The sequence below is a fragment of the Spirosoma rhododendri genome (genome assembly GCF_012849055.1).
Classification (GTDB): Bacteria; Bacteroidota; Bacteroidia; order Cytophagales; family Spirosomataceae; genus Spirosoma; species Spirosoma rhododendri.
This window is the reverse complement of record NZ_CP051677.1, coordinates 5,087,098-5,099,514: the sequence shown is the minus strand read 5'-3', so window position 1 is coordinate 5,099,514 and position 12,417 is coordinate 5,087,098. Positions and strand designations below refer to the sequence as shown.

Annotated in this window: 12 protein-coding genes and 1 pseudogene; 3 read left to right on the top strand and 10 right to left on the bottom strand. The window is 54.2% G+C overall.

Translation table 11 applies throughout. From position 1 onward, the window contains the following. Positions 1-15 precede the first annotated feature (15 nt). Positions 16-816, bottom strand: coding sequence for an LOG family protein (locus HH216_RS21210; RefSeq protein ID WP_169552662.1), 801 nt, complete (start codon positions 814-816; stop codon positions 16-18). A 185-nt stretch (positions 817-1,001) separates the two neighbouring features. Between HH216_RS21210 and rpiB the strand changes: the two genes are divergently transcribed. Continuing rightward, a complete protein-coding gene (rpiB, locus tag HH216_RS21205; protein ID WP_169552660.1) occupies positions 1,002-1,436 on the top strand; it encodes a ribose 5-phosphate isomerase B in 435 nt (144 codons plus the stop codon). Between the two features lie 228 nt (positions 1,437-1,664). Here rpiB and HH216_RS21200 read toward each other — a convergent pair whose 3' ends face one another. The 3 genes from HH216_RS21200 to HH216_RS21190 form a co-directional block, all read right to left on the bottom strand. Next, positions 1,665-2,891 carry a pyridoxal phosphate-dependent aminotransferase gene (locus HH216_RS21200; protein ID WP_169552658.1) on the bottom strand — a complete coding sequence of 409 codons (1,227 nt, stop codon included), beginning with the start codon at positions 2,889-2,891 and terminating at the stop codon, positions 1,665-1,667. A 21-nt stretch (positions 2,892-2,912) separates the two neighbouring features. Beyond that, entirely contained in the window at positions 2,913-3,980 is a 1,068-nt protein-coding gene (locus HH216_RS21195) for an MBL fold metallo-hydrolase (protein WP_254448553.1), read from the bottom strand. A gap of 438 nt (positions 3,981-4,418) precedes the next feature. Further along, positions 4,419-4,634 (bottom strand): hypothetical protein, encoded by a 216-nt coding sequence (locus HH216_RS21190; protein WP_169552657.1) that lies wholly within the window; start codon positions 4,632-4,634, stop codon positions 4,419-4,421. A 114-nt stretch (positions 4,635-4,748) separates the two neighbouring features. On the opposite strand from HH216_RS21190, the gene HH216_RS21185 reads away from it, so the two are divergent. Next, on the top strand, positions 4,749-5,165 hold the full coding sequence (locus HH216_RS21185; protein WP_169552656.1) for a pyridoxamine 5'-phosphate oxidase family protein: 417 nt from the start codon (positions 4,749-4,751) through the stop codon (positions 5,163-5,165). A gap of 2 nt (positions 5,166-5,167) precedes the next feature. Here the strand turns inward: HH216_RS21185 and HH216_RS21180 are convergent, their stop codons facing one another. The 5 genes from HH216_RS21180 to HH216_RS21160 all read right to left on the bottom strand — a co-directional run bounded on the left by HH216_RS21180 (position 5,168) and on the right by HH216_RS21160 (position 10,758). Then, the gene (locus HH216_RS21180) at positions 5,168-6,055 is read right to left on the bottom strand and encodes an EamA family transporter (RefSeq protein ID WP_169552655.1); all 888 of its coding nucleotides are present in this window, start codon (positions 6,053-6,055) and stop codon (positions 5,168-5,170) included. Positions 6,056-6,310: 255 nt separating this feature from the next. Further along, positions 6,311-7,882, bottom strand: coding sequence for a DEAD/DEAH box helicase (locus tag HH216_RS21175; protein ID WP_169552653.1), 1,572 nt, complete (start codon positions 7,880-7,882; stop codon positions 6,311-6,313). A 140-nt stretch (positions 7,883-8,022) separates the two neighbouring features. Then, positions 8,023-8,796 carry an SDR family NAD(P)-dependent oxidoreductase gene (locus HH216_RS21170; RefSeq protein WP_169552651.1) on the bottom strand — a complete coding sequence of 258 codons (774 nt, stop codon included), beginning with the start codon at positions 8,794-8,796 and terminating at the stop codon, positions 8,023-8,025. A gap of 169 nt (positions 8,797-8,965) precedes the next feature. After that, complete coding sequence (locus tag HH216_RS21165) at positions 8,966-9,781, bottom strand: phytanoyl-CoA dioxygenase family protein (RefSeq protein WP_169552649.1); 816 nt, start codon at positions 9,779-9,781, stop codon at positions 8,966-8,968. A 308-nt stretch (positions 9,782-10,089) separates the two neighbouring features. Further along, a complete protein-coding gene (locus HH216_RS21160) occupies positions 10,090-10,758 on the bottom strand; it encodes a phosphatase PAP2-related protein (RefSeq protein WP_169552648.1) in 669 nt (222 codons plus the stop codon). Positions 10,759-10,965: 207 nt separating this feature from the next. Between HH216_RS21160 and HH216_RS21155 the strand changes: the two genes are divergently transcribed. Then, a complete protein-coding gene (locus tag HH216_RS21155) occupies positions 10,966-11,172 on the top strand; it encodes a hypothetical protein (protein ID WP_169552647.1) in 207 nt (68 codons plus the stop codon). Positions 11,173-11,258: 86 nt separating this feature from the next. Here HH216_RS21155 and HH216_RS21150 read toward each other — a convergent pair. Next, a pseudogene (locus HH216_RS21150) lies at positions 11,259-12,343 on the bottom strand (complex I subunit 1/NuoH family protein). Between the last annotated feature and the right edge of the window lie 74 nt (positions 12,344-12,417).

Here is a 12,417-nt window from a genome sequence, read left to right as displayed (position 1 = left end):
CATTCTATCATTTCCTTAAAAGTTCGGCTTCAGCAGGTACTTCGTGTAGAAGTCATCGATGGCTTTTACGGCGTCTTCGGGGGTGTCGACAATCGTAATCAGCTTCATGTCTTCGGGGTTGATATTGTGTTCCTGCCCCAGCATGACCTCTGTGATCCAGTCGATCAGGCCCTGCCAGTACGTGCGGCCGACGAGCACGATCGGGAAACGCGCGATTTTCTTGGTTTGAATCAGCGTCAACGCTTCAAACAGTTCATCGAGCGTACCCATCCCGCCGGGCATTACGACGAAGCCCTGCGCGTATTTGACGAACATCACCTTGCGGACGAAGAAAAAGTCGAAGTTGATGCTTTTGTCGGCGTCTATGTAAATGTTGCTATGCTGTTCAAACGGGAGCTTGATGTTCAGACCGACCGATTTGCCGCCCTGCTCATACGCCCCTTTGTTGCCCGCTTCCATGATGCCGGGGCCACCGCCCGTAATGACGCCGTAGCCGTGCCGTACCAGTTTGGCCGCAATTTCTTCGGTCATCTTGTAGAACGGGTTGTCGGCTTTGGTGCGGGCCGACCCGAAGATCGACACGCAGGGACCGATCTTGGCCAGCTTGTCGAAGCCTTCGACGAACTCGGCCATCACTTTAAAAATAACCCACGAGTCGGCGGTTTTTATCTCGTTCCAGTTGTGATCCTGAAAGGCTTCTTTGATGCGTTGCTCGTCGGGGGTGAGCAGTAATTCGTCGCGTTTGGGTAAGTCCTGCGTTATGCGTTCGGTGCTCTGTGTTTCGGAGCGCTGAACATTTTCTTTCGTTGTTTCCATACTAATTCTTAACAGGCAGTGAGGGTGACTGACGGGCACATAATTGATTGATTCTTACTACACTTTGCAAATTGTCGAGTCTGTCTGTCAGCCATGCCAGTCAGATTAATTGCAGAGGGGATTGTAATAACGGATATTTTTGGAAAAACGTTTTGTTTTCGCGCTGTAATACGAGCCAACTGCCCATGCCTCAATCCATTGCCATCGGTGCCGATCACGCCGGATTTATGTATAAGGAAGCCATCAAAACCTGGCTGATCGACCACGACTACACGGTCGAAGATTTTGGTACGTACTCAGCCGATTCCGCCGACTACGCTGACTTTGCTCACCCCGTCGCCAATGCTGTTGAATCAGGAAAGGCCGAGCGGGGTATTCTGGTGTGTGGGAGTGGGGAAGGCGTATCAATGACGGCCAACAAGCACCAGGGCATTCGGGCCGCGCTCGTCTGGCGTCCTGATCTGGCGCAGGTAACCCGGCAGCATAACGACGCCAATATTCTGTGCCTGCCCGAACGATTTATTGATCTCGATACGGCCTACGCCTGCATCGATGCGTTTCTAAACACCGAGTTTGAGGGCGGTCGTCATCAGCGCCGGGTCGATAAAATGAGCTGCTGATTCGTAGAGACGCAATCCTTTGCGTCTCTGCACCCGGATGGTTGTTACACCGGATGAACTGGCTGATACGTTGTCCCCGGCAGCATCCTGCTGTCGGAGCCGACAGGCTAATTGGTAGGGACCCTTTTAGCCGCTAACGCGTCTCCGACAGCAGGATGCTGTCGGAGACAGCCTTGTCGCTCTACTCAAGCGTGTTGGATCGTGACCCCAACACCACACCATATACCGTTATTTCCGGCGGCTTTCCAGGAAGGCTTCGATGCGGTCCATGGCGATGGTTAACTCATCGACCGAGGGCAGGCAAACGACGCGGAAATGACCGTCGTTGGTGAAGTTGAAGCCCGTTCCGGCCACGACCAGTACTTTTTGTTCCGTCAGCAGATCGTACACAAACTCGTTGTCGTCGGCGATGCGGAACTGACTCAGGTCAATTTTGGGGAATACGTACAGCGCGCCCTTTGGCTTGACGCAGGTTATACCGGGAATGGCAACCAGCCGGTTATAAGCCAGCATGATCTGCTTGTAAAGCCGCCCCATTGGCATTACCAAGTCGTTGATGCTCTGGTAGCCACCGAGGGCCGTCTGAATAGCGTACTGCGTCGGAACGTTGGCGCAAAGCCGCAGACTCGCCAGCAGGGTCAGCCCTTCGATGTACGATTTGGCCTGCTGCCGTGCGCCACTCAGAATCAGCCAGCCACCCCGAAAACCTGCCGCCCGGTAGTTTTTCGACAGGCCACCCATCGAAATACAAAGCGTGTCGTGAACGAAACGGGCCATGTGGTGATGCACGGATCCGTCGTACAGGATGCGGTCGTAAATCTCATCGGCAAAGACGATCAGGCTGTGCCGCTCGGCGATACGAGCGATGCCCTCTAGTATGGCCTGATCGTAAACGGCACCCGTCGGATTGTTGGGGTTGATAACGACGACAGCCCGCGTCCGGTCAGTGATTTTGCTTTCGATATCGGCCAGATCGGGGTTCCAGTTGTTGACTTCGTCGCAGTGGTAGTGAATGGGCTTACCCCCGCAAAGGGCTACCGATGTGGTCCAGAGCGGATAGTCGGGCGAGGGGACCAGTACTTCGTCGCCCTCGTTGATGAGCGCCTGCATCGACAGCAGAATCAGCTCGCTCACCCCGTTGCCAATGTACACGTCGTTGATCGTAACGCCCGGCAGTCCGAGCGTCTGCGTGTAGTGCATGACCGCTTTACGGGCCGCAAACAGCCCCCGCGAGTCAGAATACCCCTGCGCGTTGCGGATGTTGAGGATGATGTCGTGAACGATCTCGTCGGGTGCATCGAAACCAAACGGAGCCGGATTCCCGATGTTCAGACTGATGATTTTGTACCCCTGACTCTCCAGTTCGAGGGCTTTTTCGTAGACCGGGCCACGGATGTCATATTTCAGATGCGTCAGTCGTTCACTCTTGCGTATTTCCCGGTCGGTACGTTCCATGCCGCAAAAGTACGGAAAGCCCTAGTGAAACACCATAGGCCGCCCTTCCTGCGGAACGATGAAGCGGCTGGCCGGCAGGTTCCGGTTCAGCAAAGCCTGTTTCAGATCAGCCGCCGGTTCGTACAAACCATCGTCTCCCTGTTGAAATGTGCCAAAGTGAATGCCCACTGCCTGAGGTACTTTCAGATCGAGCATCGTCTGTACGGCCCCGGCGGGCGACATATGGACGGGGGCCATAAACCACTCCGGCCGGTAGGAGCCAATGGGTAGCAGGGCGAGTTTGATCGGCCCCGCCTGCTCGCTTAGCCGCTTGTAATGCGGTCCGTAGGCGCTGTCGCCACAGAAAAACAGGGTGCCAAACGAGGTATGCAGCAAGTAGCCCGCCCACAACGTTTGGTTGCGGTCGAACAGACCCCGATTGCTGAAGTGCTGGGCCTGCGTGCAGGTCAGCGACAGCTTGTCGTTGACGCGGAGGGTGTCGTTCCAGTCGAGTTCTTTACTCACGCGACCACCCGCTCCCTTCGGCAAATACGATACGCCCAACGGTGTGACAAACAGCGGGTTGTACGCCTTGACGAGTTTTTTGATCGTGGGCAGGTCGAGGTGGTCGTAATGGTTGTGGCTCAACAGCACGACGTCGATAGGGGGTAATTCCTCAAAGCGCAGTCCCGGTGGCCGCTTGCGCTTGATACCCAGCCACGACGTTGGCCCGACGCGCTCCGACCAGACGGGGTCGGTCAGGATGTTCAGTCCGTTGGTTTGAATCAGAAACGTCGAGTGGTTAACGAATGTCAGCACAACGCTGTCGCCTTCCACGCGGGTTTGTGGTTTGCTGCCTACATACGCGTCGGGCTGTTCGGGCCACGGGCCTTTGTCGCGGTGCAGCAGCCATTCGAACACACTACCCGCCGATTGCTTTGGCTGACCGGGGTTGACGAATTGCTTGCCGTTGAAGTGATCCGTTTTCGGGCCCCGGTAGCGGGGGCGCAGCCCGGCAGTTGAAACAGCATAAAACAGGCGAAAACCAGTAAAAAATAGCGTTGCATCGATGGGGTAGAAACCGGTCGGGGTAGTGTCGTTATTGTTCAACTACGGATGTGCGGTCAGGGTTATGTTGCCGAAACGAAACGGTTAGACAGCGTCGCCACCCAGTAGGTTCTCCAAATCCTGTAAGTCCTGAGGGCGGGCCAGTGCACGTTTGTTTCGAATCAAGTCTGGCAGGCTGATAACGTTCGTGGGGATACCGTTGATTGGTAGAACAATGCGGTTTGCGTAACATTCCTCAAACGTCACGCCCAGTGTGAACGTCATCAAATCAATCCATTCATCGTATCGGCTGAACGATAAGTAGTTAGGGACTGTCGTAAAGTCCGCTAGTTCGAATTCGCTATCTGTATATCCGTAGCGATGCAGGGCACGTAATAACCGCTCCGCATTTTCGGTAGACGGTTTTACAAAAATATCGATGTCTCCTGTTGTCCTCACATAACCATGAGCAATAACAGCATGGCCCCCAGCACGACGTATTCAACGCTTTCTTCGTTGAATAGGCTTATTAGATTTAAGTACCTGTCCTCCATTGCCGAGTGGCGGGTTTGCCGGGTTTGCGTAGTAAATGGCTTTAGCCCGGCGGATGAGTTTCAGAGCCGCGTCGAGCCGTTCCTGCGGTGTTTTCGACCACCAGTATGCCTTGTCGTATTTCGGAATATCGTCGGGATTGCTGGATTTATAAATCTTCGCCATAGCCTGATAACAAGTCGCGATGCCTGATCGGTTTATGCATACTTACCGAAAAGTTGGCCGATTGCCAAACCTTACGCCAGAACAGCTACTTATACCGGCTCGACATATGCGTTTATGGAAACCAAAGAAAAGCTTAGTCCCCACGAGTTCAATAAGATCAAAAAGAATATTCAGGACATCAAACTGGCCCTGCTGACGACCCAGTTGCCGGATGGTAGCCTGCGTAGCCGCCCCATGCTGACGCGCCAGCTTGACCCCGACGGAACGATGTGGTTTTACACCCGCAAAAATTCAGATAAAGTCGCCCAGATCGAACAGCATCCTGCCATTGCCCTCGGCTTTTCCAGCCCCGAAAAACAAGTGACAGTCAGCACATCGGGAACGGCGGAGGTGGTAAGCGATCAGGCGAAAGTCGATGAATTGTGGGACGACAATGTGCAGGAATGGTTTCCCGAAGGCAAAGATGACCCGAATATCGTACTGTTACGCATTACGACGCTGGCCGGAGAGTGCTGGTCAGATGAAAAGTAGCGTCAGCCAAGTAGCGTAATTAGCATTGCTCCAGCAACCATAATGCCCGCGCCCAGCAGTTTGCGGGCAATATGTTGTTCCCGGAAAAAATGGTAGCCCAGCCCCACGCTGACCAGTGCCGATAGTTGAAACAGGGCCAGCGTATAACCGACTGACATTCGGGACAAAACGATGTTACTGGTAAACTGCGTCAGCCCGACCAGCACACATAGCCCGGCAAGTTGACCTTTGTGAGACATCAGGGCGGTGAACTGGGGTTGCCAGCCGCGCCGGGCGGTCAGGCTTATCCAGCCGAGGGTAAAGGCGAAGCTTAGTCCACACCAGTAAAAGAAAGCCACGAAGGGTGTCGATTCCAGAATAGCTTTTTTCAGAAACGCACCGTCGGCGGCTGAAAAAACGAGTGCCAGCAGCCGCAACCGTACTTCGGGTCGTTGCAGCGTATCCCACGACAGCGGTTCATGCCGGTTGGTAATGACGACGTAACTGCCCGCGATGATAAGCAGCATACCGACCATGCCCCAGCCGTTCGGTACTTCGTGGAGCAGCAGCACGCCTAACAGCAACCCAACGACCGATTTATAGGCGTTGATTGGCCCCAGCACCGACAGATCACCGACACGCAGTGCCCGCACCAGAAACACGTTGCCCAGCACCGCAAACAGGCTGGTTAGTACCATGTTCAGCCAGAACGTGTCGGACAGGCCAGCGAACATCAGTTGCTGCCATCCGGTTAGACAAGCTACTGTAAGCAGCCCAAACGTGGCACTTGTAAGAATCAACGGATCGATGGCGCGGTGGGTCAGTTGTTTCTGAAGAACGTTTGCCAACGGGTTGGCCAGAATCCGCACCAGCACGGCAAAGCCCGTCAGCGAAAATAGCGTCGTCTCCATCGAGGTAACTGGTGAAGGTTTGTTACTACCAAAGTAACCGGTTTTTTGATGGGAGAATGACCAGACAGTTTCCCGTGTCTGCGAAGACACCGCGCCACGGAGGCAGACACCTTCCCGGTAGGTTGCGGATGGCTGACGCATAGGTGTCTTCCTCCGTGGCGCGGTGAGGACACAGACACAGGAGAATCAGTACGTTGCTAAGAACGAGTAACCCACCAATAAAAAAGCCCCGGCTTTGCGTGCCGGGGCTGATTATCAATAGTTCTTATCGTTGCTGAAATCGAGGTATCGACTGTTGCCCGTACCCCGGCTCGGCTTTTCATCGCCGTCGCGGTTTGGCCGTCCCGACTGATTCGGGTGTCCATCGCGTCGACTGTTGCTTTGTGGCTGACTGTTACTGTTGCGGCTGTCGCGCCGGTCGTTTGATTGACCATTGCGGTTGTCCCGCCCTGATTCTGACCGGCCCCCGGCAGGACCGCCCTGCCCAGAGCGACCCTGACCAGACGAGGGGCGGCTGTTCGATTGAGACCGCTGACCCGATGGGGCGTCTGACCGCTGCTCGTTGCTCCGGCTTTGCTGCCCCGATGGACGGTTGCCATTGCCGCTGCGTTGTTGCTGTGGCCGTTGACCACGACCCTGCCCACGCTGCTGTTGCGGAGCTTTCGGCGTTACCGTCGATGCATCGATGTTGAGCACGTACGGGTGTTCTTCGATGACGGGCACCTTCTTGCCAATCAGCTTGTGAATGTCGCGCAGGTACTCGGTTTCTTCCTCATCGCAGAACGACAGCGCAATACCGTCATGCCCCGCCCGGCCCGTCCGCCCGATGCGGTGAACGTAAGTTTCGGGGATGTTCGGCAACTCGTAGTTAATCACGTGCGACAGTTCATCGACGTCGATACCACGGGCTGCAATGTCGGTCGCAACCAGCACCCGGGTTTCGCGGCTTTTGAAATTGGTCAGGGCGCGTTGCCGGGCGTTCTGCGACTTGTTGCCGTGAATGGCTTCGGCCTGAATACCAGCCTTTACCAGATCTTTGGCAACCCGGTCTGCACCGTGTTTCGTCCGGGCAAATACCAGCACCGATTTGATGCGGCTATCTTCCAGAATATGTGTCAGCAGTTTCCGCTTGTCGTCTTTGCTGACGAAATACATGGCCTGCTGAATCGTGTCGGCGGTCGACGAAACGGGGGTTACTTCAACCTTCGCCGGATTGTTCAGAATCGTATCGGCCAGTTTCGCCACATCGGGCGGCATCGTTGCCGAGAAAAACAGCGACTGCCGACGCTCCGGCAACTTGGCAATTACCCGCTTTACATCGTGGATAAAGCCCATGTCGAGCATGCGGTCGGCCTCGTCCAACACGAAGTATTGAACGTCGCGCAGGTTGATAATGCCCTGGTTCATCAGGTCGAGCAGACGACCCGGTGTTGCCACCAGAATATCGATACCCGACCGGATGGTGTTGACCTGGCTGTGTTGCGAAACGCCACCGAAGATAACGGTGTGCTTCATGTTCAGGTGACGGCCGTAGGCAGCAAAACTCTCGTCGATCTGAATAGCCAGTTCGCGCGTTGGGGTCAGCACCAGCGTTTTGATTCGCCGGGGCGCGTTTGCCTGCTTTGCCTTGTCGGCGGTGAGCAGTTGCAGAATGGGAATGGCAAAAGCGGCTGTTTTACCGGTGCCGGTCTGGGCGCAGCCGAGCAGGTCCCGGCGGTTGAGCAACAGGGGAATTGCCTGCTGCTGAATGGGTGTGGGTGATGAGTACCCTTCTTCGGTCAAAGCCGCCAGAATAGGGTCAATCAGTTCTAAATCAGTAAATTGCATGAATGAAGTGGACGTCGGCAGGCAAGGGTGACATACCCGCTTTGGGTATTTACAATCACCGGCATCCAACGTCGGAAAGTGAATTATGTCCTTATAACCCGGTATCTGCAAAGAAAGTGCCACGATAGATCGGGCGGTCTCTACTCGTAGATGCTACCCGCTGTCGTTTCAACCAAACCTTTGGGTAGCAGCCAGGCCATAAGTTTACCCAGCTTGTTGAGGGCGCCCGTAACCAGTTCGGCCTGCCCCGATAGCGTAGCCGCAACCGCCTGCCGCGCTACCTCGGCCGGTGTCATGTTTACTTTTTCCGCTGCTTTCCGTCCTTTCTCGCCGATCTGCGCCCGGTCGACAAAGTTGGTATCGGTAGCGCCGGGGCAGACGCAGGTAACGCTGACTCCCGTTTTCTTCAGCTCCTGCCGCAGGCCACGGCTGAATTGCAGGACAAATGATTTGGAAGCAGCATACAGACTCAGGCGGGGAATCGCCTGATAAGCTGCCGAACTGCCGATGTTCAGCACGTAGGCGCGGGATTGCTGCTTGAGTTGGGGTAGGAACAGATAGGTCAGCTCGACCAGCGTAGTCATGTTGACCTGCATCATCGCGAGGTGTTCGCCCAGCCGGTGCTGCTCAAACAGTCCGCTCAGCCCGTAGCCCGCATTGTTAACCAGCAACTGCACGGTGTATTGCCGTTGCTGGCACCAATCGAATACCCGCTGGGCTGCACCCGTTTCGGCCAGATCAACCGCCAGCGTATCGGTCTTGATACCATACGTCGACGCCAAACGAGCGGCTTCTTTCGTCAGCAGATCGCCCGAACGGGCTACCAGTAGCAGATCGTACTTACGCCGGGCTAATTCGTCGGCGATGGCCAGACCAATACCTTTGCTGGCACCGGTGATGAGGGCGTAGGGCATTTATAAGTTGTAAAGTTATAAGGTTGTAAAGTTGAAGAGTTGCTAACGCCAGTACTAAACGTAACAGACGTTGGGTGCTGGAAGGCGCCAAAAAGCAAAGAGTTGTAAGGTTGTAGGTTACACTGGAGGCAACGTTACAACCTTACAACTCTATGACTTTACAACTCAATTAGATATTGACCTTCGAGATAAACCGGTGGTAGAACGGCGTTTTGCTGTGCTCGTTCTTCGGCATGTACTTACCCGTCACGACCGGTACGTACATTACCCGACGGCGACTTGCTTCGCCGACATGGGGCGACTGCTGCGCCCGGTGCCACAACCGACCGTCGTGTACCGACAGGTCGCCCGCGTTTATATCGAAACCAATTTCTTTCTTGTCGGGGTCGTTATCGACGAAATACTTTTTGCGGAACAGCATTTTCAGGATGCCCTGCTTGTGCGTACCCGGAATTACGCGCAGACCACCGTTTTCGTAGGGCGTAGCGTTGAGGTGAATACCCACGTTCAGCATTGGCATGATCCGCTGACCCAGGAAGATATCGCGGGGGCTGTCGGTGTGCCAACCCATCTGCGAGAACTTGCTGTTGGGCGTTTTGATGTAGTGGTTCAGGATCAGCCCGTCTTTCTCGATTTCGGCGATGCGGCCTTCGTACGGCTGCAACAGGTCAACAACGGCCTGTAGACGGGGGTCCTGCAAAAATTCATGCAGGGCACTGCTATGCTGCGAAAGGAAACACATTCGCTGAATCATCGGGTTTCCACCCTCATCCTGCCCAAATTTCAGCGGAACACCGTTAACCTTGTCGCGGCCTTCGGCCAGCCACTCTTTTTCAATACGGTCAACTTCGCTGATGAATAATTTTACCGTTTCGGGATTGATAAAATTTCGAAAAACGATTACACCATGTTTGTTGAAAAACTGACGTTGTTCGGACGTAATCGTTTCGCCCAGTGTGAAGGGCGGTAAGTCTATTTTGCTCATATCGGTGGTTTACAATTCGGGGTCTCCGCGTTCGATGCCAACCGTTGCCGGGCGCTGTTGTGTACGCCAGGCTCAATGGTTTTGTAAAGCCCCAAATCTACAAAATTTACAATTTTAGGAATACGTAGACTGAATTTAATTAATGTGACTTTAACTATTTTCAGGCTGTTTATACCCCTCATTTAGACCGATTAACGGTTTAATTTACTACTAATCAACGGGTTGTTTTGATTTTTCGGGGATTTGACCGTTTTGTACAATTTATCTCCCTGACCGGGTAAACCCGTAATTTTTAAAATAGGTTTGCCTCAATCAGGCCTTGTATCGACCTGATTCCAGCCCGACAGCGCCAGTTTTTTGCCCAGCCAATACAGCGGATACGTAAAGACGAAAGCGCCGATAACGTCGATTGTATAGTGTACGTGCTGAACCAGTAACAACCCCCCGACGATCAGCGAGCCGACAAAGGCAAAAAGTCGGTCGCCGGGTCGGCGCAGGCAGAGAAACATCAGGAAAATCGTCGATGTGTGCCCGGAATAAAACAAATCTTTGGTGATGTACGACTTGCCGTAGAAGGCATTGCTGATCGGGTCAATGAGCGGAATAAGACCAACGGGCGGGTTGAGCGGTACCAGGTTGATACTGAGCATTCGTGACAGACTAACGATCAGGTAGCCATAGATAAACAGCATGAATATGGCCGGGCTGCGTCGGGCACGGACAACCAGAATGGCGGCTGTGGCCCAGATCAGCAGGAAGATGGCGATGGAGACGTCGCGGGGTGGCAGTTGAGCCAGCACCCAGTCGCTCAGGACGGGGCCGGTATGCTTTTCGATTGTCTGGAAGAACAGCGGAAACGTCAGCAGTAATGTAATAACCCCGATCAGTCCAAGTATGAATTTCCAACGGAAAGTTGTCGATTGCCAGGCGACTCGCCAGGCCAGATCTCCCGTCGGATCTGGTGTAAGTATACCCATGTAATATACGCTGCAAAAGGCGGCAAAGGTACGAACCGATGCGCCACGATGCTAACGGGTCGAATATGATACTTGACAGACGTACTACACGGTCGTGTGTACTATTTATTTGCTATGTATAATACAAATGTAATAGTCTGTCATTACTTTTGCTCAGCGACCCAAACCAATACGTGCAGCACGTGTCGGTTTATTTACCTGACTATCATGGCAAACAAAAAGAAACAGCTGTTGCGGATTATATTCGATGTGCTTGACAGCATGAACCAGCATATTTTACTTAACGTAGACCGGTCTATCGCGGCTGCCGACCCCGACGAAGCTATCGATATGGCTTACGATGAAATGCAGCGGCAGTTCAAGGGAGCTGATATCCGGCTGACACGCGTTCGTATCGGCTTCTCTGCTGCATAACGCAGGGTAGCCTGGCAAACAGCATCTTGCTGTTTGGATGTATGTGTAGTTTAAGCAAACAGCATCTTGCTGTTTGAGACAATCGGTCAGACCATCAGCAGCCGCCAGATGCCGGAGAGCAGGAGCAGGAGCAAACCGGCGGGAGTGAGCACTTTCCAGCACAGAAACATCATCTGATCGACGCGGACGCGCGGTAACGTCCAGCGAACCCACATCTGCACCAGCACGGCCAGAAAGACTTTGCTTAGCAGCCAGAACGCCCCGTGACGTTGCCCCAAATGGTGCCGGGCGCTCCGCTTGTCCAGTCGGCGAGCCGGACGGGCCCCAGGTTGGGTAGGGGCGTATTCCAGCTACCCAGAAACAATACCGCGCCCAGAAACGACACGAGCAGCATCATGGCGTATTCTGACAGGTAGAGCAGGGCAAACCGCATCCCCGAATACTCGGTGTGAAAACCGCCCACAATCTCGGATTCACCTTCGGGCAGGTCGAACGGGGCTCGGTTGCTTTCGGCCAGGGTGCAGATGAAAAAGATGACGTAAGCAACGATCAGGAAGGGGTTGCGAACGATATTCCAGCTAAAAATACCGCCCCAGTGCGTCACGTCGATGCCCAGCGATTTCAGGCCAAAGAGGTAATTCGTGTCTGTGGTAAAAATGCCCTGCTGTGCGCTGATAGTCTGTAAATCAAGCGTCTGGCAAATCATGACGACGCACAGGATCGTCAGGCCGAGGGGGATTTCGTAGGAGATGATCTGCGCCACCGACCGCATGGCGCCGAACAGCGAATACTTGTTGTTGGAGCCCCAGCCCGCCATCAGAATACCGACGACATCGAACGACACGATGGCCATGAGGTAGAACACACCCACGGCCGCGCCCGATCCCTGTAAGTCGGGGGTGAGGGGCAGCACGGCAAAACCGGCAAAGACCGACGCGAAGATAACCGCCGGGGCCAGCAGAAACAGCCGCTTATCGGCTGCCGTCGGTACGATGTCTTCCTTTTGCAGCAGCTTCAGCAAATCGGCGAAGAGTTGCAGCAGTCCCCACTTCCCCGTCTCCATCGGCCCCAAACGGTCCTGCATAAACGCCGAGATTTTTCGCTCGGTATACACACCGACGACGACAAAGCCAGACGACAACGCAAGAAAGATTGGGAGGGCAAGGAGCATGCTGCGCGGGTTTAATGTTTAAGGTTTGTAGTTCAAGGTTTGGCTGATTACATCAACTTTAAACGTTAAACAAC

What these genes read in the sequence shown, in the direction of transcription:
- HH216_RS21190 (WP_169552657.1), bottom strand. Translation starts at nt 4,634, where the DNA reads ATGGCGAAGATTTATAAATCCAGCAATCCCGACGATATTCCGAAATAC.
- HH216_RS21175 (WP_169552653.1), bottom strand. Translation starts at nt 7,882, where the DNA reads ATGCAATTTACTGATTTAGAACTGATTGACCCTATTCTGGCGGCTTTG.
- HH216_RS21185 (WP_169552656.1), top strand. Translation starts at nt 4,749, where the DNA reads ATGGAAACCAAAGAAAAGCTTAGTCCCCACGAGTTCAATAAGATCAAA.
- HH216_RS21170 (WP_169552651.1), bottom strand. Translation starts at nt 8,796, where the DNA reads ATGCCCTACGCCCTCATCACCGGTGCCAGCAAAGGTATTGGTCTGGCC.
- HH216_RS21180 (WP_169552655.1), bottom strand. Translation starts at nt 6,055, where the DNA reads ATGGAGACGACGCTATTTTCGCTGACGGGCTTTGCCGTGCTGGTGCGG.
- HH216_RS21200 (WP_169552658.1), bottom strand. Translation starts at nt 2,891, where the DNA reads ATGGAACGTACCGACCGGGAAATACGCAAGAGTGAACGACTGACGCAT.
- rpiB (WP_169552660.1), top strand. Translation starts at nt 1,002, where the DNA reads ATGCCTCAATCCATTGCCATCGGTGCCGATCACGCCGGATTTATGTAT.
- HH216_RS21210 (WP_169552662.1), bottom strand. Translation starts at nt 816, where the DNA reads ATGGAAACAACGAAAGAAAATGTTCAGCGCTCCGAAACACAGAGCACC.
- HH216_RS21155 (WP_169552647.1), top strand. Translation starts at nt 10,966, where the DNA reads ATGGCAAACAAAAAGAAACAGCTGTTGCGGATTATATTCGATGTGCTT.
- HH216_RS21165 (WP_169552649.1), bottom strand. Translation starts at nt 9,781, where the DNA reads ATGAGCAAAATAGACTTACCGCCCTTCACACTGGGCGAAACGATTACG.
- HH216_RS21160 (WP_169552648.1), bottom strand. Translation starts at nt 10,758, where the DNA reads ATGGGTATACTTACACCAGATCCGACGGGAGATCTGGCCTGGCGAGTC.